Origin of the sequence: Nonomuraea sp. NPDC050556 (genome assembly GCF_044457355.1) — a bacterium.
Classification (GTDB): Bacteria; Actinomycetota; Actinomycetes; order Streptosporangiales; family Streptosporangiaceae; genus Nonomuraea.
The window spans coordinates 22893-46371 of sequence record NZ_JBITGU010000007.1 but is presented as its reverse complement, the minus strand read 5'-3'; the positions used below and the strand labels follow the sequence as shown (position 1 = coordinate 46371).

Sequence of the window (23479 nt, the reverse complement as noted above, 5' to 3'; positions counted from 1 at the left end):
TCAAGGTCTGGGGGTTGCTTTGCGGGTACGTGAGCTCGGTGCCGGGCTGGCCATGGTGGCATTGCTCACCGGGTGCAGCGGGCTGGAGGCGGCGGCTCCGGCCGTCAAGGGCGACAAGGGCGACAAGACGGAGCCCGCCGACGTCGGCAAGGCGAAGGAGCAGCTCAAGACGCTCAAGGTCAAGGGCCGGGCCCCGCGCACCGGCTTCGACCGCGACAACTTCGGCCCCGCCTGGTCCGACGTCGACCACAACGGGTGCGACACCCGCAACGACATCCTCAAGCGCGACCTGCACGACGAGACCTTCAAGCCGGGCACCCACGACTGCATCGTGCTGACCGGCGTCCTGGACGACCCCTACAGCGGCAAGACGATCAAGTTCAAGCGCGGCCAGGACACCAGCACCGACGTGCAGATCGACCATGTGATCCCGCTGTCGGACGCCTGGCAGAAGGGCGCCCAGCAGTGGTCGGCCGACAAGCGCAAGCAGCTGGCCAACGACCCGCTGAACCTCCTGGCCGTCGACGGGCCGCTCAACGGGCAGAAGAGCGACTCCGACGCCGCCACCTGGCTCCCGCCGCGCAAGGCGTACCGGTGCGCGTACATCGCGCGCCAGATCTCGGTGAAGGCGAAGTACGACGTCTGGGTGACGGCGGCGGAGAAGACGGCCATGGAGGGCATCCTCAGCAACTGCTAGTCGTCGGTCTCCACGTCGTGGTCGAGGATCTTGCCGGTGGTCGCGTGGATCTCGACGTCGTGCTCGGTGGTGCCGGTCTTGAGCTCGACGTCCCAGTGCGCGGGGCGCGTGCCCCAGCGGTGCTCGTAGTCGACGTCGGTGACGCGCGCCCCGGGCACCTCGGTCTGGGCGATCTTCACGGCCTGCTCGCGGGTGATCGCCGGACCCTCGCGGGTCATGGCGAACGCGGCGCTCCCGGCTCCGACGAGAACCATGGTTCCGACGCTGACGGCGATGATCTTCGTGGTGATCTGCATGCCCCCAGCACATCGCGATCCACGGTAAAGGCGCGCTAAGCGGGGGTTAACGTCAGCGAGACCTGCGCGCCGCCGTCCGGCGCGCGCGTCACCGCGAACGACGCGGCCGTACGGCGGGCGATGTCGAGACCCAGCCCCGTGGACCCTGCCCCGCTGGTGCCCCGCTCCAGGAACTCCGGGGAGAACCCGGGGCCCGCGTCCCACACCGTCAGCGACACTCCGGGCGACAGCCGTACCCCGAAGGCCGTCCCCTCGGGGGTGTGCGCGAAGACGTTGCCCAGCAGGGCGTCCACGCACGCGGCCAGCTCGGCCGCGCCGACGGCCACGGGCAGGGGGCCCGCATCCAGCTCCAGGGTCACCTCGCGCTCCTGGTCCTCGGCCAGCACCGACCAGAACAGCACCCGGTCTGCCACCACGGCGGCCGCGTCGCACGAGGCGCGTTCCGCCGAGCGCTGCCTGGCCTCGGTGATCACCGCGCTCACCGCCCGCTCCAGTGCGTCCACCCGCTCGGCGATGCGGGCCGCCTCCGCCGGGTCGCGCAGCGCCTCGGCGTCCAGACGCAGGCCGGTGAGCGGCGTGCGCAGCCGGTGCGACAGGTCGGCGACCGACTCCCGCTCGGCGGCCAGCAGGTCGTCGATGCGCCCTGCCAGGTGGTTGAGCGCGAGCGCCACCGACCTGACCTCGGGCGGCCCGCCCGGCGTGGCCCGCGCGGCCAGATCGCCTCCGGCGAGGCGGTGCGAGACCCCGGCCAGTCCGGCGATCGGCGTGGTCACCGCGCGGGCCAGCCGGTCGGCGAGCACGATGCCGAGCGCCACCAGCCCGACACCCAGCACCAGCAGCGCCAGCCACGCCTGCGGCACGCCCTTCAGCAGCTCGGCGTCGCCGACGAACACCCTGATCACGGCCGTGCCCTCGCTGGACCGCGCGGACACCAGCACCTCCCTGCCGCCGGGCGCCTCGGCGGTCAGGCTGCGCCCGGTCTGTGCCAGCCGTACGGCGTCGGAGGGCTCGACGGGGCGGCCGAGCGTGCGGCCGCCGGGGAGGAAGACGGTCAGCGGCAGCGAGACGCGCGCCACCGTCAGCTCCAGCTCGGGCGTGCCCACCGCGACGGCCACCGACTCTGCCGCGGTGGTGGCGCGCACGACAGCGCCGTTCTCCGCGACGGCCCTGATCAGCAGCGCCATCGGGACCAGCAGCGCGATCAGCACCAGCGACGTCGTCGCCGCCACCAGCAGGGCGAGCCACCGCCTCACGACGGGTCGACCAGCTTGACGCCGACGCCGCGCACGGTGTGCAGGTAGCGCGGGGACGAGGCGGTCTCGCCGAGCTTGCGGCGCAGCCACGACAGGTGCACGTCGACGGTCTTGTCGGCGCCGCCGTACGGGACCTGCCAGACCTCGGTCAGCAGCTCGCGCCTGGTAACCACCTCGCCGGGGCGGGCGGCCAGGTAGTGCAGCACGTCGAACTCGCGCGGCGTCAGATCGAGCGCGGAGCCGTCCAGCGTGGCCGTCCTGGCGCGCGGATCGACGACCAGGCCGCCCACCTCCAGCGCCGCCGCCTGCGGCGAGCTGGTGCGGCGGAGCACCGCGCGGATCCTGGCGTCGAGCTGGGCCGCGGTGTAGGGCTTGACCACGTAGTCGTCGGCGCCCGCGTCGAGGACGGGCACCATCGCCGCGTCGCCGTCCCGGGCCGTCGCGACGATCACCGGCACCTGGCTGACCGCCCGCAGCATGCGCAGCAGCTCCTTGCCGTCCAGGTCGGGCAGGCCGAGGTCGAGCACGATGAGGTCGGGCCGGTCCTGGACGGCCAGGCGGAGCCCGTCGAGCGCGGTGGGGGAGGAGGAGACGGCGTGACCGCGCTCGCGCAGGCCCCGGGTGAGGGCCGTCCGGATGGTCACGTCGTCCTCGATGAGCAGGATGTCCGCCATGGGAAGAACCGTAGCCGCTTGCGGTTTATGGCCACGTTAACCTGGCTTTAAAGAGCGATGGGGGACGCTGGGGTGATGAAGAGGCTCGTGCTGGCCTGGCTGGCCACCGCCGTCGCCGCCACGGCGGCGGCCGTGGCGGTGCTCGGGCTGCTCGGCGGGTCGCTCACCGGCGCCTCCGGCCGGGTGATGACCCAGGAGGAGGCCCGCGCCGCGCTGGGTTCCGCGCCCGCTCTGGCGTCAGGAGCCCCTGCTCCGGCGAACGGCACCCCCAAGGCCTTCCGTACGGCGGGCGGCACCGTCATCGCCTCCTGCCACGACGGCCTCGTCCAGGTCCGCTCGGCCAGCCCGGCCCAGGGCTACGCCGTCGACGACCCGGACACCGACCCCGACGACAAGGTGAAGGTCGAGTTCGAGGCCGACGAGGGCGAGGACGTCGAGCTCGAACTCGGCTGCGCAAACGGCGAACCGGTCATGCTTCCGCGCTGAGCGCGTCCTTGGTCAGCTCCGCCTGCCGCTTGATCTGCCGCATCACCGACGGGTTCACGCCCTTGGCGGCGAAGGTGGCGACCATGTCGTCCATCACCGCGTTCGCCTTGACCAGGTCGCCCTGACGCGCCTCCGCCCTGGCCAGGCGGCGCATGACCATGTTGAGCGTGATGTTGTCGATCGTCGCCTCGCGGGCCACCTCGCTGAGCTGCTCGATGCTCTCCTTCGGATCGGGGGCGCGCACCACCAGGCGTTTGGCCGACGTGATGTTCTTGAACCCCCGCTCGGCGTTGAGCCCCTTGACCATGCGGGCGTAGATCGACAGGGGGTGCGTGCCGTACCGGTCGATGACCTCGTCGAGGGCGTCGTTGCCCGAGCGCAGCGTGGGGGAGTCCGAGCCGAGCAGGGAGAACAGCTTGCCCTGGTCCTCGCCCAGCATCAGCTCGGCCACCCGGTGGTCGTCGTGCGAGATCGGGTAACGCACCCTGACCAGGCACGACGGCGACACGATGCGGGAGCCGTCGGCCGCGATGTACTGGGCTCTGACCTGGTACTCGCCGGGTTGCTGGAAGTAGTGGCCGTCGCGTCCGTGCCCGATGTAGGCGCTGCGGTACATGGCCGGGTTGGCCGCGTCGAGCCTGACCTCCAGCGACTGGTCGACGCAGTGGCGCATCATCGGCCGGTAGAGGACGGTCCTGCCGGACGGCTGGGTGATGGCGATCTGGGTGAACTCGGTGTCCGGGTGCAGGTGGCTGTGCGTGAGGCGCGGCTCTCCGGCCGTCGACAGCTTGAGCTCGACGACCACGGGCTCGCCGAAGCAGAACGACTCCTTGGCGCGCACCTCCAGCAGCAGGCCGGACCGGTCGTCGAGGGGCTGCTCGAACGGGGCGATCTCGGCGGCGCCCGTGCCGAAGGCGTTGGCGCCCATGACGACCTCGCGGAAGAAACCGTGGCGCAGGTGGACGAGCTCGTTGTCGGTGAACTGGAAGGGGAACGCGGCCCAGTAGCCCGACTCGCCGCCGGGCTGGTAGTTCTGGACGTAGTTCATCCACGACAGGTCGCCGAAGCCGCCGCGCGGGCCGAGGGGCTGGGGCGGGTTGCCCAGGTTCTTCTGCCACGAGTGCAGCAGGTTGAAGGCGTGGCCGAGCTCGTGCACGTAGGTGCGGAGCTGGGCGCGTTGCGCCGCCGCCGAGTCGCCCTTGATCGCGTCGTAGAAGACGGCGGAGCCCTGGCGCTGGAACGCGTCGTTGTAGTCGAACATGATGCCGCGGTAGCCGCCCACGTGCTTGCTGGCCACCAGCAGCCACAACTTCCACGCGGGCGCGTTGCCGAACATGCTGAACTGCTGCGTCATCGCGTGGTGCAGTTCGGCGTCGTCCCACGCCAGGTCGGCGCCCTCGATGCCGGTCGGGATCACGCCCGGCGGAGCCGTACGCACCTCGATGCCCGCCTCGGCGTAGGCGGCCGCCACTCCCAGGGTCCTGGCGGGAGAGCCGGACGGGCCGGGCAGCGAGCCGGTGTTGTAGTCGACGAACGGCACGGTGCCCACCACCGAGTCCTGCTCGACGTCGACCGTGCGGAAGAACCGCGACGCGAACGTCAGCTCGTAGTCCCTGCCGCCGACGGACGCGGTCGCGGCGCTCTCGGTGATCGACACCGTCACGGCCTTGGTGGGTACGGCGAAGCTGAAGACGCCCAGCCCCTCGATCTGCCCGCCGTTCACCGTGGGCGTGTTGACCACGAACGAACCCACGTACGACGTCGTCGCCCCAGCGGTGGTGAACAGGTCGCCGCTGACCCGGCCCATCGGCCGGTTCCCGTCCACGTCGACGCGCAACTCGAGGTCCTGGCCGCGATAAAGCCCACTGATCATTGAGGCTCCCGGAGGATCGAAGGCTACACCGGGAGACTCCCCCTACCTGGGGAAACTGTCAATGGGCTCCGCGAACCTGGAGCGAGGCGAGCAGCTCTTCCGAGGCGCGGGTGATCTCGGCGACGGCCCGGTCGAACGCCTCCGCGTTGTGCGCGGCCGGCGCGCGGAACCCGGAGATCTTCCTGACGTACTGCAGGGCTGCCGCGCGCACGTCCTCCTCGGTCACGTCCTCGGTGTACGGCGGGCGCAGGGTCTTGATGCTTCGGCACATGCCCCTAACGGTAATAGCCGATGCGCTCGCTGATCTCGTCGGCGCCCTGCACAAGGATGCGGCCTATGTCCGGGATGCGCTCGGGGGTCAGCCGGTAGGACGGCCCGGACGCGCTGACCGCGGCGATCACCGCGCCGTCCGCGCCCCTGATCGGCGCGGCGACCGCGTTGAGCCCGAGCTCCAGCTCCTCGATCGTCGAGCCGTAGCCGCGCTCCCTGATCTCGGCGAGCTGGTCGTCGAGGCTCTGAAGGGTGTGCGGCGTGTAGCGTTCCAGCTTCTCCGGCGGCGCCAGCGCGCCGAAGGCGATGAGCACCTTGCCGCTGGAGGTCGCGTGCGGGGGAGTGCGCTGGCCCACCCAGTTGTGGCCGCTGATCGCGGCAGGGCCGCGGACCTGGCTGATGTTGACGGCGTGCCCGTCCTGGGCGACGGCTATGTTGACCGTCTCGCCGACCTCCTGGGCCAGGCGCAGGCACACCTCGCGGCTCTCCCTGGACAGGTCGAGCTGCGCGGTGGCCGCCCCGGCGAGCCGTACGACGCCGAAGCCGAGCCGGTAGCGGCCGCGGTCGCCGCTCTGCTCCACCAGACCGCCCTGCTCCAGCGCGCCGAGCAGGCGGAACGCGGTCGACTTGTGCACGTCGAGGGCGGCGGCGAGGTCGGTCACCCGCGTCGCGCCCTTGCGGGCGAGGATCTCCAGGATCGCGATCGCCCGATCGACTGACTGAACCGAGCTGTTGCTCATAGCGCAACAGACTAGTATCTCGGCGCGTGAATAATCAGCGAAGTGGCAAGCGGTCCTGGCTCTGGCGGGCGTTCTGGTTAGCGGTGGTTCTGGCCGTGGTGCTCGGGTTCACCGCCACGGGGTGTTCGCGGGTCAGCACCGAGCCGGACGAGGTCGTGCTGCACTACGCGGGCGGCACGTTCGAGGCGATCAAGTTCGAGCGGTGCATCAACCCCTCCAGCGGCGCCACCCTGCTCGGGCCCGGTGACACCGCCTACCACTACCCGTTCGGCCAGCGCACGTTCGACTTCTCCGGCACCGACACGTCCGAGTCCGGCGGGATCAGCATCGTCTCCAAGGACAACGTCGAGATGAAGGTCGCCGGGTCGGCCACCTTCACGCTCAACACCGACTGCAAGGTCCTGCAGCAGTTCCACGAGAAGATCGGCCGCAAGTTCGGCGCCTACTTCGAGGACGGCGAGTCGCGCGGCTGGACCAAGATGCTCAACTTCTACTTCAAGCAGCCGCTCGACCGGGCGATGGACGCCGCCTCGCAGGAGTTCGAGTGGAAGAAGCTGTTCAACGACCCGGCGGTCAAGCAGCAGTGGGAGCAGCGCGTCGGCCAGCTCGCCAGGCAGTTCATCAAGGAGACCGCTGGCGCCGAGTACTTCTGCCAGCCCAACTACGCGGGCACCGGCGACTGCGGCGACGTCGTGCTGACCATCCAGAAGCCGCAGCCGCCGGAGAGCCTGATCAGCGCGCTCGCCGCCGAGCAGGCCGCCAAGCAGCAGAACCTGGCCCAGCAGCAGATCAACGCCAAGGTGAAGACCGAGCTGGAGTCGATCCAGGACCTGGTGAAGGTCCTCGGCCCCAACGGCGCGATCATGTGGAAGGCCATCCAGGAGGGCAAGGTCGACGTGGTGCCCGTGCCTCAGGACGGCAGCGTCAACATCACGCCCCGAGGTCGCGACTGAACTCCGCGGCGATCTTGCACATTCCCTCGGCCAGCTCGGTCCTGTCGAGCGCGTCGATGCGCTCGGCGGGGCCGGACACCGACATCGCCGCGATCACCCGCTCGCCGTCCCGCACGGGGACGGCCAGGCAGTGCACGCCCAGCTCCTCCTCGCCGAGGTCCATGGCGAAGCCCCGCTCCTTGGCCTCCTCGAGCTTCTCCAGGAGGGCGGGCGCGGTGGTGATGGTGTTGGCCGTCCGCTTGGGCATGCCGGTGCGCTCCAGCAGGGCCAGGACCTCGGCCTGGGACCTGTCGGCCAGCAGCACCTTGCCCACGGCCGTGCTGTGCGGCAGCACCCTGCGGCCGACCTCGGCGAACATCCGCAGCCTGCGCGGCGAGGGCACCTGGGCGACGTAGACGACGAAGTCGCCCTCCAGCACCGCCAGGTTGGCCGTCTCACCGGACAGCTCGACCATCCTGGTGAGGTACGGCTGCGCCCACACCCCGACCATGCGCTCGGCGACCCCGGCCAGCCGTACGAGCGCGCCGCCGAGCGCGTAGCGGCGGTCGGACTCCTGCCGGACGTACCCGCGGTCGAGCAGCGTGCGCAGCAGCCGGTGGATGGTCCCGTACGGCAGGCCGGTGCGCTGGGCGATCTCCGACAGCCCTGCCTCACCGCCGTGGGCGGCCAGCGCCTCCATCACGTCGAGCGCCCGGTCGACGGACTGCACGCTCACAGGGTTACCCCTCGCAGGGAGGCGTCCAGGACCTCGGCGGTGTGCGCGACCCTGATGTCGTCGCCCTTACGCCGCATCGCCGCGACGATCTGCATCGTGCACCCGGGGTTGGCCGAGACGAGCAGCTCAGCCCCCGTAGTCCTGACATTTCCTGCTTTGCGGTCGCCCAGCTCGCGGGCCGCCTCCGGCTGGAAGATGTTGTACGTCCCGGCGGAGCCGCAGCAGATCGCCGACTCGGGCACCTCGCTCAGCGTCAGCCCGGGGATGCCACGCAACAGCTCGCGCGGCTGGCTCCTGATGCCCTGCGCGTGCGCCAGGTGGCAGGCGTCGTGATAGGCGACCTTGACGGGCAGCGGGTGCCGCTCGGCCACCGGCCCCAGCTCGGCCAGCCACTCCGCCAGGTCGACGGTCCTGATCGCCCGCGCCCTGGCCGCCCACTCCGGCTCCCCGGCCAGCAGCTCCGTGTACTCCTTCATCGACGATCCGCACCCCGCCGCGTTGACCACCACGGTCCTGACCCCGGCGCGCTCGAAGGTCCTGATCGTCCGCTTGGCGAACCTTCTGGCCTGGTCGTTGCGCCCTGAATGGGTGCTCAGCGCCCCGCAGCAGCCCTGGCCCTGCGGGATGACCACCTCGCAGCCCTCCAGCGCGAGCACGCGCGCCGTCGCCGCGTTGACCTGCGGGAAGAACTCGCCCTGCACGCAGCCGGTGAGCATGCCCACCACCGCCCTGCGCGGGCCCCTCGCGCGCACCCTGCGCGGCAGGCGCTGCCTCTTGCCGGTGTCCGGCTTGAGTGCCGCCATCGCGCCGAGGCTCGGGTGCACCCTTGCCAGGAACGGCTGCAGCCGTCCGGTGAGCTTCATCGGCAGCCTGAGCAGCCGCAGCCTGCGCGGGTAGGGGAAGAGGGAGAAGACGATCCCGCGTACGGCCCGCTCCTGGGGGTCGCGCACGTGTTTCGTCTCGACCTCGGCTCTGGTCTGCTCGATCAGCCGGTCGTACCGCACGCCGGACGGGCAGGCGGTGACGCACGCCATGCAGCCGAGGCAGGCGTCGAAGTGCCCGGCCATCTCGGGGGTGATGGGGACGCCTTCGACGTGCTGTTTCATCAGGTGGATGCGGCCGCGTGGGGAGTCCATCTCCTCGCCCCACAGGACGTAGGTCGGGCAGGTGGGCAGGCAGAAGCCGCAGTGCACGCAGTCGTTGATGAGTTCCGGGTCCATCAGATGCCTCCCACGAAACGTCCGGGAGACATCCTTCGCCCGGGATCGAACCGCTCCTTGACCCGCCGCATCAGCGGCAGCGCATCGACCGCCCCCCACCGATCCACCCCCACCCGCCCGGCAACCACCCGGGTGCGCCACCCCGCGTCTTCACGAAGGCGGGTCACGAGGGCGGTCGGGTCGCTGCCGGGTGGTGGTGCGACGTGCGCCACCAGATGGTCGGCCACCCACATCCTGGCCGGAGCGTCACCGAGCGCCCGGATCAGCGCGTCGGCCTCGGTGACCCGCGCCCGCACCTCCACGAGCACCTCGTCATCGGCCCCTTCACCCGGCAACGCGCCCCACCACCCAGGCGCGGTGTCCGTCACGCGGCCTCCCATCAGCAGGCCGATCGCGGCCGCCCTTCGGTCCGCCGCAGAACCCTCCAGAAGGACGGCCACCGTACCGCTGGGCAGGTCGACCGCGATGCCCGACGGCTCCGCCTGGCTGGCCGCGAGGGTTTCCAGGAGAGCCTCACTCGCCTCACCCACCACCCAGCGCCGATCGGCAGGCAAGGGGTGCAGGCGGAACGTGGCCTCCGCGATCACGCCCAGCGTGCCGTACGAGCCAGTGAACAGCTTCCCGAGGTCATAGCCCGCCACGTTCTTGACGACCTTGCCCCCGGACCGTGCGATCGTCCCGTCAGCCAGCACGACCGTGATGCCGATCAGCAGATCCCTGGCCGTGCCGTACCGCAGCGACCGCGGCCCCGCCGTAGCCGTGGCCAGCGTGCCACCGACCGTCGCCCCCTCCAGCGGCACGTCGAGCGCAAGCTCCTGCCCCTTGCCCGCCAGCACCTCGGCCAGCGCCTCCATCGTCACCCCTGGCTGGGTGCGGACCACCAGATCCCCGGCAGCGTGCTCGACGATCTCGTTGAGGCAGCACAGGTCGAGCAACACGTCGCAACGCTCAGGCGGCGAACCCCAGTGCAGCTTGGTCCCGCCGCCCACGGGCACCACGGCCAGGTCCCGCTCCGCGCACGACCGCAGCACCGCGGCGATCTCCTCGACCGACTCGGGCAGCGCCACCCACCGCGGCTGGACCCCTTCGACGGCGTCGCCGGGACCGGCGTCCCGCACCGTGACCCCCTGCATCAGAACTGCTCCGCCTTTCCCGCCTCGACCAGCGGATGCACGCCCTTGCGCACCCCAGGCACCTCGCCGCACAGCCGCGGCGTGGGGAAGACCTTGCCCGGGTTGGACAGGCCGTGCGGGTCGAAGGCGCAGCGGACGAGCTGCATGGTGTCGAGATCCTCGTCCGTGAACATCTTCGGCATATAGCGGGATTTGTCCACCCCGACGCCGTGCTCGCCGGTGATCGAGCCGCCGTGCTCGATGCACAGGTCGAGGATCGCGCCGGACACCGTCTCGGCGCGCTCGCCCGCGCCCGGCTCCGCGTCGTCGAACAGCACGAGCGGGTGCAGGTTGCCGTCGCCCGCGTGGAAGACGTTGGCGACCCTGATGCCGTGTTCCTGGGAGATCCGGTCGATCGCGGCGAGAACCTGGGGGAGTGCCGTGCGCGGCACGACGCCGTCCTGCACGATGTAGGCGGGGCTGATGCGGCCGACCGCCGCGAAGGCCGACTTGCGACCCCTCCAGATGGCCGCCCGCTCGGCCGCGTCGGCCGCGACGCGCAGCTCGAACGCGCCCCTGCAGATCTCCTTGAGCTGCTCGAACTGCCGCTCGACCTCCTGCTGCGGCCCGTCCAGCTCGACGATGAGGACGGCTCCCGCCTTTTCCGGATACCGGCAGGCGACGGCCGCCTCGGCCGCCTCGATGGCCAGGGCGTCCATCATCTCGATCGCGGCGGGGACGATGCCCGCGCCGATGATCTCCGAGACCGCCTGGCCGCCCTGCTCGATGTCGTCGTAGGCGGCCAGCACCGTGATCACGCTTTCGGGCGTACGGCTGAGCCGTACCGTGATCTTGGTCGTGATGCCCAGGGTGCCCTCGGAGCCGACGAAGGCGCCGAGGAGGTCGTAGCCGGGGTCCATCCGATCGAGCTGGATGATGTCGCCGTCCGGAGTGACGATCTCGCACGCCTCGACGTGGTTGACCGTGAAGCCGTATTTCAGGCAGTGCGCGCCGCCCGAGTTCTCGGCCACGTTGCCGCCGATCGAGCAGATCTGCTGGCTGGACGGGTCGGGGGCGTAGTAGTAGCCCTGCTCCCTGACCGCCTCGGTGATCGCCAGGTTGGTGACGCCAGGCTCGACCACCGCGCGCCGTCCCGGCAGGTCGATCTCCAGGATGCGGCGCATCTTCGAGGTGACGATCAGCACGCCGTCCGTCCTGGGCAGCGCGCCGCCGGACAGGCCGGTGCCGGAACCGCGGGCCACGAACGGCACGCCGTACACGTTGCACAGCCTGACCACGGCGGCGATCTGCTCGGCGGACTCGGCGAGCACCACGACGCCCGGGGTGGCCCGGTGATAGGTCAGCCCGTCGGACTCGTAGGTGCGCAGGCGCACTGGATCGGTGATGATCTCGGCGACCTCGCGCAGCTCATCGAGAGGGATCATGGCATCCGAGCATAAGCCGGAAGCGTGAGGAACTCGGCGAAATCATCGTCCAGCGCGACCTCCTTGAAGAGCTCCGCCGCCTGCTTGTAAAGGCCCTCGTCGTAGCCGGGCTCCTGCGCGATCTTGGCCAGCTCCTCGGCGATGATCCGCTCGACGAGCTCCTTGGTCACGACGTTGCCGGTGTCGGCCAGCGCGATGTCGTTGTGGATCCACTGCCAGATCTGCGAGCGGGAGATCTCGGCGGTCGCCGCGTCCTCCATGAGGTTGTGGATCGCGACCGCACCGAGCCCGCCCATCCAGGCGGCCAGGTAGCGCAGCGCCACGTCCACGTTGTTGCGCAGGCCCGCCTCGGTGATGTCGCCCGGGGTCTGGTTCACCGCGAGGAGATCGGCGGCCGTCACGTGGACGTCCTCACGCTTGTTGTCGAGCTGGTTGGGCCGGTCGCCGAGGATGTTGTCGAACACCTCGCGGCAGATCGGCACCAGGTCGGGGTGCGCCACCCACGAGCCGTCGAACCCGTCGCCGGACTCGCGCGTCTTGTCGGCCGTCACCTTGGCCATCGCGGTCGCGTTGACCTCGGGGTCCCTGCGGCTGGGGATGAAGGCCGCCATGCCGCCGATCGCGTGCGCGCCGCGCTTGTGGCAGGTACGCACCAGCAGCTCGGTGTAGGCGCGCATGAACGGGGCCGTCATGGTCACCGCGTTGCGCTCGGGCAGCAGGAACTCGCGCCCGCGCGTCCTGAACTTCTTGATCACCGAGAACAGGTAGTCCCAGCGGCCCGCGTTGAGCCCGGCCGAGTGGTCGCGCAGCTCGTAGAGGATCTCCTCCATCTCGAACGCCGCCGGGTACGTCTCGATGAGCACGGTCGCCCTGATCGTCCCCTGCGGGATGCCGAGCAGGTCCTGGGCCCGGACGAAGACGTCGTTCCAGAGCCGCGCCTCCAGGTGCGACTCCATCTTCGGCAGGTAGAAGTAGGGGCCCTTGCCCTTGTCGATCTGCCTCTGGGCGCAGTGGAAGAAGTAGAGGCCGAAGTCGAACAGGCTCGCCGACATGCCGCCCGCGTGCTTCTCCTCCAGGTGCCAGCCGCGCGGGCGGACCACGATCGTGGCCAGCTCGGCGTCGTCCTTCAGCGTGTAGGACTTGCCGCCCTGCTCGAAGTCGATCTCGCGGTCGAGGGCCAGGCGCAGGTTGAGCTGGCCGTTCACGCAGTTCTCCCACAGCGGGGAGTTGGCGTCCTCGAAGTCGGCCAGCCACACCTTGGCGCCGGAGTTGAGGGCGTTGATGGTCATCTTGCGGTCCACCGGGCCGGTGATCTCCACCCTGCGGTCCTCCAGGCCGGGCGCCGGGGGAGCGACCGTCCAGTCGCCGTCCCTGACCGCCTTGGTCTCGGGGAGGAAGTCGAGGGTCCCGCCGGCCGACAGTTCTGCCTGCCGTACCTGACGTGCTTCGAGCAGCTCCAGGCGCCTGGCGCCGAACTCGCGCTCCAGGGTGGCCACGAACTCCAGGGCTTCCGGCGTGAGGATCTCGTTTTCCATGGGATCTCTTTCCGCATTGTGGAAAATGACTTCTGAATTATGGAAGGAAGCTACTTCATGGTCTCTCGGGGGTCAAAGGCGGGGTGGCCTCGGGGGTATCCCCGATGCCGGTGCCTGCGGGGAGCGGCAGGATTGGCTCCATGAACATGAGGACTGTGGCCATTGCTGGCGCGGCGCTGGCCGCATCGGTCGCGCTGACGAGCTGTGGGTTCGCCGGGATCGGCGGGGCGAACCAGCACAAAGAGACGACTTATGACGTGACCGACAAGGTCGCGAGCCTGAACCTGACGAGCGGCTCCGGTGACACCGTCATCACGGAGACCGACCGGACGGGGATCAAGGTCACCGAGAACCTCTACTGGCGCAAGAACGAGCCGAAGCCCGAGCACAAGGTCGAGGGCGAGACGTTGATCATGTCCTACGAGTGCAAGAGCGACGCCTTCGGGAGTTGCGGGGTGAACTACCGGATCGAGGTGCCTCGGGGGTTGCAGGTCATCCTGGACGCGGGGTCGGGGAACGTGACGTTGCGGTCGCTGTCGGGGGCGCTGGAGGCCAAGCTGGGCTCTGGCGACGTGCAGTCCAACGGGCTGACGTCGAAGACGGTGGTGGCGGAGAACGGGTCGGGGACGTTGGAGCTGAAGTTCGCGGTCGCGCCGGACAGCGTGGAGACGCGGACGGGGTCGGGGGATACCCAGATTTACGTGCCTGCTGGGGCTTATGCGGTTTCCACGGACATCGGCTCTGGTGATTCCGACATCAAGGTCACCAACGACCCCAAGTCCGCGCACAAGATCTCGTTGAGCGCCGGTTCAGGCGACGTGAGCGTACTGCCTGGCTAAGGCGCCGCTCGGATCGCTCACGCCCGCTGCCGGCGGCCCCGCGGTCTGGGGCCCCGCCGTCCGCGACCCGGCTGTGTGGGGCTCGGTTATCCGCGACCCGGCTGTGTGGGGCTCGGCTGTCCGCGATCCCGCTGTCTGCGACCCGGCTGTCCCCAGCCCCAGCCCCAAGCCCCGCCCCCGACCTCGGGCCCCCGACCTCGGGCCCCCGACCTCGGGCCCCCGACCTCGGGCCCCCGACCTCGGGCCCCCGACCTCGGGCCCCCGACCTCGGGCCCCCGACCCCGGGCCCCCGACCCCGGGCCCCCGACCCCGGGCCCCCGACCCCGGGCCCCCGACCCCGGGCCCCCGACCCCGGGCCCCCGACCCCGGGCCCCTGGCCCCGACCCCATGCCCCGACCTCATGCCCCGACCCCGACTCCAGCCCCAGGCCCCGGCCACCGGCCCAAGCCCTGTTTGGGCCTTTGTTGTCTGAAATGCGGTGTCGCCAGTCCTCTCGGGTCGTTCACCAAGATCGACGTGAGCGTGTTGCCCCGATAAGGGGATGAAGCTTGTCGGTGCGTCGTGTCACCATCAGGGAAGACACTGCGGTGTCCCGACGTTCCCTAGTAGAGATGACACGAATGCAGAACGAAACCCGTATATCCGATTTCGAGACCGGTGAACTCGATCTAGAAGAGCGCCAGGCGCTGCGGCGTGTGGCTGGTCTTTCCACCGAACTGCAGGACGTCACCGAGGTCGAATACCGGCAGCTGCGGCTGGAGCGGGTCGTACTCGTCGGCGTCTGGACCACGGGAACGGCGGTCGACGCCGACAACTCCCTGCTCGAACTGAAACTGCTGGCAGAGACCGCGGGCTCGGAAGTGCTCGAAGGCCTCATCCAGCGGCGCCAGAAGCCGGACTCCGCCACCTACATCGGCTCGGGCAAGGCGCTCGAGCTGCGTGACGTGGTCGAGGCGACCGGCGCCGACACCGTCATCTGCGACGGTGAGCTGACCCCCGCGCAGCTGCGCGAGCTGGAAGAGATCGTCAAGGTCAAGGTGATCGACAGGACCGCCCTGATCCTCGACATCTTCGCCCAGCACGCCAAGAGCCGCGAGGGCAAGGCCCAGGTCGAGCTGGCCCAGCTGCAATACCTGCTGCCGCGCCTGCGCGGCTGGGGTGGCAACCTGTCCAGGCAGGTCGGTGGCCGTGCCGCCGGCGGCGTGGGCATCGGTGGCCGTGGCCCCGGTGAGACGAAGATCGAGCTGGACCGCCGCCGCATCCGCGAGCGGATGGCCAAGCTGCGCCGCCAGATCGCCGGCATGTCGGTCGCGCGTGACACCATGCGCGCGCACCGCCAGGGCCGCGAGGTCCCGGCCGTCGCGATCGCCGGTTACACCAACGCCGGCAAGTCCTCGCTGCTCAACCGCATCACCGGTGCGGGCGTGCTGGTCGAGGACGCGTTGTTCGCCACCCTCGACCCGACCGTGCGCAAGTCGCGCACACCTGAGGGCAGGCTGTTCACGATCGCCGACACCGTCGGCTTCGTGCGGCACCTGCCGACCCAGCTGGTCGAGGCGTTCCGCTCCACGCTGGAGGAGGTCGCGGACGCCGACCTGATCCTGCACGTGGTCGACGGCTCCCACCCCGACCCCGAGGGCCAGCTGGTAGCGGTCCGCGAGGTGTTCTCCGAGATCGACGGCGCGCTCGACGTGCCCGAGATCGTGGTGATCAACAAGGCGGACGCGGCCGACCAGGACGTGATCGACAGGCTGCAGCGCCGCGAGCGCAACAGCATCGTCGTCTCGGCCAGGACGGGCGCCGGCATCGAGGAGCTCATGGCGGTCATCGAGCGCGAGCTGCCCAGGCTCGACCTCGAGGTGACGCTGCTGGTCCCCTACGACAGGGGCGACCTGATCTCGCGCGCGCACAAGGAGGGCGAGGTGCTCTCGGTCGACCACACCGAGGACGGCACCGTCCTGCACGCCCGGGTGCTGCCCAGCCTTTACCACGAGCTGGAAAAGGTGGCCAAGCCGGTCGAGCGCGTCTGACCAATCCTTTGCCGGTACGGCTCTCGCCGTACCGGCTTATGGTTCTCGCGCGGCCTGATTGCTAGGATGAGCCAAGCATTCCGACCGATGGCTGCTGCAGGGACGCGTGATGCGTGTGATTTCTTCCGAATAAGCCTGTACAGCCGACGGACCTGTGAAATAACGTAACTGAACTGAATCGCCGGATCATGAGTCCGGCGGCTCTTCAGCGGGATGAGAGCAGGAGACCCCCATGCCGTCCGGACCCGGAGCGGACTCAGTGGGCGCGGTGCACCCGCCGCGTGCTGAGTGCTGCGCTCTTACGGGGGCGGTGATGCGGTGACCGTTCGCCTGCTGACCAACATCGGCCGCCTGTGGACCGGCAACGACGTCCTCAGCAACGCGGCCATCCTCGTCCACAACGACCGCATCGCCTGGGTGGGGCGTGCGGCGGACCTCCCGCAGAGCGTGCCCGGTGTCGTCGACGACATCGTCGACGTCGACCACGTGGAGAACCTCGGCGGCGCGCTCGTCACGCCCGGCCTCATCGACGCCCACACGCACCCCGTCTACGCGGGCAACCGTTACGCCGAAATGGCCATGCGCTCCGGTGGCTCGTCTAGTTCGGCGATCAACGCAGCGGGCGGCGGCATCGGCTCGACCGTCACCGTGACGCGCGGCACCGACCCCTGGACGCTCTGCAACGGCGTGCGCGAACGGCTGCGCTCCTGGCTGCTCAGCGGCACCACCACGGTCGAGGCCAAGACCGGCTACCACCTCACCCGCGACGGCGAGCTCGCCGACGTGCGGCTCCTGCGCGAGCTGGAGAAGGAGCCGATGATGCCGCGGGTGCACGTCACGTTCCTCGCCGCGCACGTCGTGCCGCCCGAGTACTTCGGCCGCCAGCGCGACTACGTCGAAGCCGTGGGCTCCTGGTGCGCCGACGCGGCCGCTGCCGGTGCCGACAGCGTCGACGTCTACTGCGACGAGGGCCACTTCACCACCGAGGAAGCCCGCTGGGTCCTCGCCTCCGGCCGCAACGTCGGCCTGCTGCCGCGCATCCACGCCGGCGCCTACTCGCGCCGCGGAGCCGTACAGCTCGCCGCCGAACTCGGCTGCGCCTCCGCCGACCTCCTCCACCACACGTCGGACGAGGACATCGCGATCATGTCCAGGTACGGCGTGCCTGCCGTGGTCTGCCCCGCGACCGCCATGGGCCGCGGCAGCGTCCCTCCGGTCCGTCGGATGATCAGCCAGGGCGTGACGGTAGCGCTCGGCAGCGACCACAACCCCGGACACTGCGGGATCACCTCGATGTCGCTGGTCATCGCGATGGCGGTAGCGGCGTTCGGCATGTCCGTGGGCGACGCGCTGCGCGCGGCGACTCTGGGCGGGGCGACCGTACTCGGCGCGCCGGACCGCGGGGTGCTCGCGCCCGGGCGGCTGGCCGACATCGTGCAGTGGGACGCTGATCACGAGGGCGCGTTCGCCTGGTCCTTCGGCCTCAAGCCGCGCCGGGTGTGGCGGGGTGGAACCCCTGTCCAGTAGCCGATGATCTTCATCGTCACGGACTCGAGCTCGTATCTGGCGGCGGACTCGCGCGTTCTGGTGGTGCCTCTGCAGGTCATCATCGGCGGCCGCTCTTACGACGACCTCCCCATGACCCCCACCACCCTCCCCTGGCCCCACCTGGCTCCCGCCGCCGGATCTCCCGCACCGGCCGCCACTCCCGCCGCCGGCCCGCCAGCCGCTCCCTCGGGCACCCCGCCCACCACCCCAACCGCCCCCTCGGCCAGCCCACCAGCCGCAGTGTGGGGCACCCCACCAGCCGCTGTTTCGGATACCCCGCCAGCTGCCCCCTCGGCCACTCCACCAGCCGCTGTTTTGGGCACCCCACCAGCCGCCCCCTCGGCCACTCCACCAGCCGCTCTCTCGGACGCCCCGCCAGCCGGTTTCTTGGGCACCCCGTCAACCGCCGCCCCGTCCGGCGATTCGCCGTCCCCGACCAGCGCCGCCGCCGCGTCTGGTGGCTCGCCCTCCCCAACCACCACCTCGCGCGGCGAGCCGCCATCCACCCCACCTGGCAGACCGTCCCCCTCCCTCGCAGCCGCCGCGTCACCAGACGGCCCCCCATCCTCACCCGCACGACCCTCCCCACCCGGGCCCTCCACGGCGACCCCTCGCCCCTCACCCATAACCACTTCCCGCCCATCCCCCGAGCGGTTCCTGGAGGCGTACACCGAGGCGGCCGCCCGTGGTGCGACAGGCGTGGTCTCCATCCACCTGTCCGGAGACCTGTCAGGCACAGCCGACGCAGCCAAGATCGCCGCCCGCGACGCCCCCATCCCGGTGGAGGTCGTGGACACCCGCTCCATAGCCATGGGCCTGGGCTTCCCCGTACTGGCCGCCACCCAGGCAGCCAAAGCAGGCGCCTCCCTGGAACAGGTAGCCGCCACAGCCCGCCACCGAGCCAGCACCACCCGCACGTTCTTCTACGTGGACACCCTGGAGTACCTCCGCAGAGGCGGCCGCATAGGCGCCGCCGCCTCCCTGGTCGGCTCAGCCCTCCACATCAAACCCCTCCTCCACATAACCGACGGCAAGATCTCCCCCCTCGAAAAGGTCAGAACAGCCGCCAGAGGAATCGCCCGCCTGGAAGACCTGGCGGTGGACGCCGCAGGCCTGTCCGAGGTAGAGGTAGCCGTACAACACGTAGCAGCCCTGGATCGAGCGAACGCCTTGGCCGACCACCTCCGCCAACGCCTCCCCAACCTGGCCACCCTGATGGTGGTAGAGCTGGGCACCGTGATAGGCGCCCACGTAGGCCCCGGCATGCTCGGCCTAACCATCAGCCCCACCCCCTAACCCCACCCCCATCACCACCACCCCGCCCCACCACCCCCGCGCCCCTGCGCCCACCGTCCCGCCACCGCCCGCCGTCCCCGCGCCCACCACCCCTCCGCGCGCCTCGCGCCTCGCGCGCCCCTCGCCCAGCGCACCGTGCCTCGCCCGTGGGCCTACCACCCCTCCCCGCCCTCCCCGCCCTCCCCGCCCTCGCGCCCTCGCGCCCTGCCCCTGGGCCGATCACCCCTCCGCGCCCTCGCGCCCCTGCGCCCACAACTCCCCGCGCCGACCATCGGCTCACGCCCTCACGCCCGCAGCACCCCGCCCCGACGATCACCTCACGCCCATCGGCCCCCCTGGGTGCGGCCTCCGGGGCTGTGTCTCGTGTCTGGCGCGCCGCAACGCTCGTGCTCACCCCCCGGGTAGGGGTGCGGTGTCAGCGTTTGCCTCTGGCGATCACGGCTAAGTGGCCGTCCTGGTCCACCACTGCGAGGTCGCCCGACAGGTCCGTTCGGTACACGGTGGCTCCGAAGCGTTGCAACGCCCCAAGCGTCACCGGTGCCGGATGCCCGTAGTCGTTGTCCGCACCGACGCTGATCAACGCCGCCCGAGCACCCACAGCCGCGAGGAACGCCGGATCCTGCCGAGCCGATCCATGGTGCGGGACCTTCAGGATGTCCGCCCTCGGCGCCGCCTTCTGGAGCAGCTCAGCCTGTGCCTCTGTCTCGATGTCGCCGCTGAGCAGCGCGGTCCCCGCCCGCCACCGCACCATCACCACGACGCTCGAGTTGTTGAGCACGCTGCCTTCTCCCGGCCCGTCGTCTGCGGGGTCGGAACCGTCGGGAGCGAGTACGGTCACTTCCGACGGTCCGAACACCCATCGCGCACCCGGCACAGCCACCTGCCAACTCACCGCTCCACCGAGCGCAGCCTGAACCTTCACTCCGTCCCTCGGCGAGGCAAGGCCGCTCTCCGACAGGGCAGGGCTGAGCCCTGACAGAGCAGGGCTGATCGCTGGCAGGCCAGTGCTGATCCCTGGCGTGGAGAGGGTGCTGTCTGATGTGTCGGAGTTGTTCGATGGGGTGAGGGTGCCTCCCGGGGTGGTGAGGGCTGGGCGGGTGTTCGTCGGTCTTGTAGAGGTCTTGTCGGTGGCCTGTCCCTGGGTGGCTGAGGCGAGGGGCAGAGGTTGGATCGCCGCGTTGTCCGTACCGCTCGGTGTGAGGTCTCGTTGGGTTGGTGGGTGGCGGGGGCTGACCAATATGGTCCCGACGCGTCTGCCTCGGACGGCGCCGGCGAGGCCGCCGATGTGGTCGGCGTGGGGGTGGGTGAGGATCAGCAGTGGGATCTCCGTCACGTCGAGGTCGCGCAGGCAGCGGTCCATGACCACCGGATCCGGCCCCGTGTCCACCACCACCGCCCGGCCGGGACCCGCTGACACGACGAGCCCGTCCCCCTGGCCCACGTCACATGCCACCATGAGCCACCGCGCCGCCGGCCACGACGACACGACGGGTCCCACGGCGAGCACGCCGATCAGCGCGGCCACCGTCAGAGTGGCCACGATCCACCGCCACGAGGCGCGTCTCAGGATCGGTACGGCGATCGCCACCGCGACGGCCAGCATCGCCAGCCCCGCGAGGCCGCCCGGCCACGGTGCCGTGGCGAAGGGCATCTGGACGGCGTGTTGCGCCACCAGGATGATCCAGCCGACCGCGTACCCGGCAGGCCGTACGACCAACTGGGCAGCGGACGTCCAGAACGGGGCGATCAGGGCGGCGGCGAACCCGAGCAGGGTTGCGGGCGCGACGGCCGGCCCCGCGAGGAGGTTCGCTGGCACTGCGACGAGCGTCAACTGCCCGGACATCAGCACCAATACGGGCGTCACGGCCGCCTGAGCCGCCGCGGGTACGGCGATGGCCTCGGCGGCCCATCGGGGGAGGCGTACGGCCAGGCGGTCGCGCCATCGAGGCGCGAGCAGCAGGATGCCAGCCGTGGCGCAGACCGACAGCGCGAAGCCGTACGACCTTGCAAGCTCCGGATCGAACATGATCAGAAGCAGCACCGAGCAGGACAGCGCGGCGACGCCGTCCTTCGCGCGGCCCGTGCCGAGGGCGATCGCGGCGGTCAGGCCCATGAGGAGCGCACGCAGCACGCTCGGCGACGGCCTCGCCACCACTGCGAACGCCAGCATGGCGATGGCGGCGATCACTGCCCTTGCGGCCAGTGGCAGCCCCGCGAGCCGTGACAGCGCGAGAGCGGCGCCAGCCACGATGGCGAGGTTCGCGCCGCTTACGGCGTTGAGGTGGCTGAGGCCCGCTTCCTTGAGGTCTGCCGTGACGTGGGGGTCCATACGTGACACGTCACCCACGACGAGGCCGGGCAGGAGGCCGCGCTGGTCGGGCGGGAGCACGTCGGAGGCCGTTCGCAGCCCAGCCCTCAGCTCCCCGGCGACCGCTTGGAGTCGCGAGGGTCCGGTCAGGATCCGCGGGGGGCCGCGGACCAGGAGGATCGCGGCGGTGAGGTTGCCTGGGTCGGAGGGGGCCAGGCGGCCGGTGACGTGGAGTTGCTGACTGGGGAGGAGGGTCCGCCACACACTTCCTGAGGCGAAGATCACGATCGGGGCGCGTACGGCCTGCCGTACGGTGCCCGTCTGGATCGTCAGGGTTGTGGCTTCTACCACGATGCTGTCACGCATGAACGCGGCGCGGCTGGGGCGGATGCGGGGGTCGTCGGTGAGTTCGATGTCGGCGGTTACGGTGGCGCCTCGGGTGGCGAGTGCGGTTACGGGGCTGGTCGTGACGGCATGGACCCGGAAGGCGACGGCGGCCGAGGCGGCGGCTGAGCAGCCGAGGACGGCGATCAGCGTGTTGCGCCAGAGGCGTAGGGATCGGACGTCTGCCCTGACTGTCTTCATTGGTTGTGCGTGGATCCAGGTCCACAGGGCGGTCAGGTGGTTGGTGACGGGTGGCCAGGCGTGTAGAGGGCTGGGTTTGGTACGGCGGGGCGTGGGGGTGCCGCGCGTGCAGAGTGCAATGGCGAGGGCGCTGAGGGCGGCGGTCAGGGAGACGGCGGCACCGAGGGCTGCGGGCGCGCCGAGGAGGGCCAGGGCGCAGGCCCAGGCGGAGATGGCGGGGAGGGCGAGGGTCCACGAGTGCGGCGACCTCAGGGCGTCATCTGTGGACGTCACTCGTGGCTCCCTTCGGGTGGCTTGGACTCGATGACGGTGGTGGCACTGCTCGGTTGGCCGATGGCATGGCGTGCCAGAGCGCGTGGTCGGGCTGGGATGGCCGGTCGAGGTCGTGGTTGAGGGTGTGCGTGGGTTGGAGGCATCAGCGCGGGGAGTAGGGCGGGCTGTGCAGGCGTGGACGGGCCTATAGGGCGCTGGTGCGGGTGTGTGTGGACGGCTCGGGGTTGGGGCGCGGGCGGGACGTGGGACGTGTGGGGCGGTGGGTGGGACCCGCGGTTGTGTGCTGGTCTAGGGACTGGGCCTGCGGGCGCTGGTCTAGGGACAACGGCGTGCGCGGGGGTGCCGGGGTGGGTGTGCGTGGAGGTAGGGCTACAGTGCGCTGCTCTTGGGGCTGGGTGCGGGCGTGGGTGGGAGATGTGAGGCCGTGGGGTGGGGCGTTAGGCGTGGGGTTGGGGCGTTAGGTGTGGACCTTGGGTTTGATTTCTTCGTATTTGCGGGGGCCGATGCCGGTGACTTCGCGGAGTTGGTCCACTGAGCGGAAGCCGCCGTGGGCTGTGCGGTAGTCGGTTATGCGTTGGGCCAGGACCTCTCCTACGCCGGGGAGTTGTTCGAGTTGGTCTGGGGTGGCGGTGTTGAGGTCGAGGATCGTGCTGGCGGGGTCTTGGGCTGGGGCTGGTTGTGTGCCTGGTTGTGCTGGGGCGCCGACGATTATTTGTTCGCCGTCCATTAGGCGTCTGGCGAGGTTGATGGTGCCGGTGGAGGCTCCTGGGCGTACGCCGCCTGCCGCCTCCACTGCGTCGGCTACTCGGGCGCCGGTGGGCAGGGTGTAGACGGCTGGGTGGCGGACCTTGCCTGTCACGTGGATGGTCACGCCTGTTGTGGGGGTGGGGGCTTGGGCGGGTGTGGGTGGGGCTGTGGGGGATGGTGGCGGGGGGAGTGGGGCGGGGGTGGGTTGGGATTGCCAGGCGTAGATGGCGCCTGCCAGGGCGGCTATGACGGCCAGGATCAGGAGGATGCGTACGGCGGGGCGGCCTGGGTCGAGGGTGGGTGCCTGGGTGGAGATGGCTGTGCGGAAGGCCTGGAAGGACTGGGGGATGTTGGGCGGGCGCACGCCGGTGGCCGGGGTGGTGATCGAGCGCAGGCGGGACTCGGCGATCGTCTGCTCCGAGGTGGGGTCGGGGGTGCGCACGCCCGAGACGGTAGGCGGAGAGGGGTTTGGACGAAGCGGGCGAGCGGGGTTCTGTGGACGGGCGGGCTTTGGCGGGGTGGGCCTGTGGACGGGCGAGGTAGTGGGGCACGGGGGTGCTAGGCGGGGTGAGGCGGGTTAATGC

The 23479-nt window shown here is 70.5% G+C and carries 20 protein-coding genes; 7 read left to right on the top strand and 13 right to left on the bottom strand.

Annotated elements, in window-relative coordinates:
- Positions 1-19 precede the first annotated feature (19 nt).
- Complete coding sequence (locus ACIBG8_RS50450) at positions 20-697, top strand: HNH endonuclease family protein (protein WP_397350516.1); 678 nt, start codon at positions 20-22, stop codon at positions 695-697.
- Here the strand turns inward: ACIBG8_RS50450 and ACIBG8_RS50445 are convergent.
- From ACIBG8_RS50445 to ACIBG8_RS50435, 3 genes are read right to left on the bottom strand one after another with little or no spacing between them, the layout of a single operon-like run.
- Positions 694-993, bottom strand: coding sequence for a PepSY domain-containing protein (locus ACIBG8_RS50445; RefSeq protein ID WP_397350515.1), 300 nt, complete (start codon positions 991-993; stop codon positions 694-696). The genes ACIBG8_RS50450 and ACIBG8_RS50445 overlap by 4 nt on opposite strands.
- A 35-nt stretch (positions 994-1028) precedes the next feature.
- Entirely contained in the window at positions 1029-2246 is a 1218-nt protein-coding gene (locus tag ACIBG8_RS50440; protein ID WP_397350514.1) for a sensor histidine kinase, read from the bottom strand.
- The gene (locus ACIBG8_RS50435; protein WP_397350513.1) at positions 2243-2920 is read right to left on the bottom strand and encodes a response regulator transcription factor; all 678 of its coding nucleotides are present in this window, start codon (positions 2918-2920) and stop codon (positions 2243-2245) included. The genes ACIBG8_RS50440 and ACIBG8_RS50435 overlap by 4 nt, the downstream gene beginning before the upstream one ends.
- Before the next feature lie 75 nt (positions 2921-2995).
- Between ACIBG8_RS50435 and ACIBG8_RS50430 the strand changes: the two genes are divergently transcribed.
- On the top strand, positions 2996-3406 hold the full coding sequence (locus tag ACIBG8_RS50430; RefSeq protein WP_397350512.1) for a hypothetical protein: 411 nt from the start codon (positions 2996-2998) through the stop codon (positions 3404-3406).
- On the opposite strand, the gene ACIBG8_RS50425 is transcribed toward ACIBG8_RS50430, so the two are convergent.
- Genes ACIBG8_RS50425 through ACIBG8_RS50415 form a run of 3 tightly spaced genes read right to left on the bottom strand, consistent with a single transcriptional unit; the run spans position 3390 to position 6289 of the window.
- Positions 3390-5279, bottom strand: coding sequence for a hypothetical protein (locus ACIBG8_RS50425; RefSeq protein ID WP_397350511.1), 1890 nt, complete (start codon positions 5277-5279; stop codon positions 3390-3392). The two genes, ACIBG8_RS50430 and ACIBG8_RS50425, sit on opposite strands and share 17 nt — an antisense overlap.
- A gap of 58 nt (positions 5280-5337) precedes the next feature.
- Positions 5338-5550 (bottom strand): DUF2277 domain-containing protein, encoded by a 213-nt coding sequence (locus tag ACIBG8_RS50420; protein ID WP_397350510.1) that lies wholly within the window; start codon positions 5548-5550, stop codon positions 5338-5340.
- Between the two features lie 4 nt (positions 5551-5554).
- Positions 5555-6289, bottom strand: coding sequence for an IclR family transcriptional regulator (locus ACIBG8_RS50415; RefSeq protein ID WP_397350509.1), 735 nt, complete (start codon positions 6287-6289; stop codon positions 5555-5557).
- Positions 6290-6315: 26 nt separating this feature from the next.
- Between ACIBG8_RS50415 and ACIBG8_RS50410 the strand changes: the two genes are divergently transcribed.
- Positions 6316-7242, top strand: coding sequence for an SPFH domain-containing protein (locus tag ACIBG8_RS50410; protein ID WP_397350508.1), 927 nt, complete (start codon positions 6316-6318; stop codon positions 7240-7242).
- On the opposite strand, the gene ACIBG8_RS50405 is transcribed toward ACIBG8_RS50410, so the two are convergent.
- The 5 genes from ACIBG8_RS50405 to aceB are packed head-to-tail and all read right to left on the bottom strand — an operon-like array spanning position 7220 to position 13269.
- Positions 7220-7957, bottom strand: coding sequence for an IclR family transcriptional regulator (locus ACIBG8_RS50405; protein ID WP_397350507.1), 738 nt, complete (start codon positions 7955-7957; stop codon positions 7220-7222). The genes ACIBG8_RS50410 and ACIBG8_RS50405 overlap by 23 nt on opposite strands.
- Positions 7954-9177, bottom strand: a complete 1224-nt coding sequence (locus ACIBG8_RS50400) for a (Fe-S)-binding protein (protein WP_397350506.1) — start codon at positions 9175-9177, stop codon at positions 7954-7956. Before ACIBG8_RS50400 ends, ACIBG8_RS50405 begins: the two co-directional genes overlap by 4 nt.
- Positions 9177-10310: an FAD-binding oxidoreductase gene (locus ACIBG8_RS50395; RefSeq protein WP_397350505.1), complete on the bottom strand. Its 1134-nt coding sequence runs from the start codon at positions 10308-10310 to the stop codon at positions 9177-9179. Before ACIBG8_RS50395 ends, ACIBG8_RS50400 begins: the two co-directional genes overlap by 1 nt.
- Entirely contained in the window at positions 10310-11734 is a 1425-nt protein-coding gene (locus tag ACIBG8_RS50390; protein ID WP_397350504.1) for an FAD-binding oxidoreductase, read from the bottom strand. The genes ACIBG8_RS50395 and ACIBG8_RS50390 overlap by 1 nt, the downstream gene beginning before the upstream one ends.
- Entirely contained in the window at positions 11731-13269 is a 1539-nt protein-coding gene (gene aceB, locus ACIBG8_RS50385) for a malate synthase A (protein WP_397350503.1), read from the bottom strand. Before aceB ends, ACIBG8_RS50390 begins: the two co-directional genes overlap by 4 nt.
- Positions 13270-13409: 140 nt before the next feature.
- Between aceB and ACIBG8_RS50380 the strand changes: the two genes are divergently transcribed.
- The 4 genes from ACIBG8_RS50380 to ACIBG8_RS50365 all read left to right on the top strand — a co-directional run bounded on the left by ACIBG8_RS50380 (position 13410) and on the right by ACIBG8_RS50365 (position 18982).
- A complete protein-coding gene (locus ACIBG8_RS50380) occupies positions 13410-14108 on the top strand; it encodes a DUF4097 family beta strand repeat-containing protein (RefSeq protein ID WP_397350502.1) in 699 nt (232 codons plus the stop codon).
- Between the two features lie 611 nt (positions 14109-14719).
- A complete protein-coding gene (gene hflX / locus ACIBG8_RS50375) occupies positions 14720-16138 on the top strand; it encodes a GTPase HflX (protein ID WP_397350501.1) in 1419 nt (472 codons plus the stop codon).
- A 318-nt stretch (positions 16139-16456) separates the two neighbouring features.
- On the top strand, positions 16457-17665 hold the full coding sequence (gene hutI, locus ACIBG8_RS50370) for an imidazolonepropionase (RefSeq protein ID WP_397350500.1): 1209 nt from the start codon (positions 16457-16459) through the stop codon (positions 17663-17665).
- Positions 17666-17668: 3 nt separating this feature from the next.
- Positions 17669-18982 carry a DegV family protein gene (locus tag ACIBG8_RS50365; protein ID WP_397350499.1) on the top strand — a complete coding sequence of 438 codons (1314 nt, stop codon included), beginning with the start codon at positions 17669-17671 and terminating at the stop codon, positions 18980-18982.
- A 415-nt stretch (positions 18983-19397) separates the two neighbouring features.
- On the opposite strand, the gene ACIBG8_RS50360 is transcribed toward ACIBG8_RS50365, so the two are convergent.
- Both ACIBG8_RS50360 and ACIBG8_RS50355 read right to left on the bottom strand, forming a co-directional pair.
- On the bottom strand, positions 19398-22148 hold the full coding sequence (locus tag ACIBG8_RS50360; RefSeq protein WP_397350497.1) for a ComEC/Rec2 family competence protein: 2751 nt from the start codon (positions 22146-22148) through the stop codon (positions 19398-19400).
- A gap of 457 nt (positions 22149-22605) precedes the next feature.
- Complete coding sequence (locus ACIBG8_RS50355) at positions 22606-23337, bottom strand: helix-hairpin-helix domain-containing protein (protein WP_397350496.1); 732 nt, start codon at positions 23335-23337, stop codon at positions 22606-22608.
- Positions 23338-23479 lie beyond the last annotated feature (142 nt).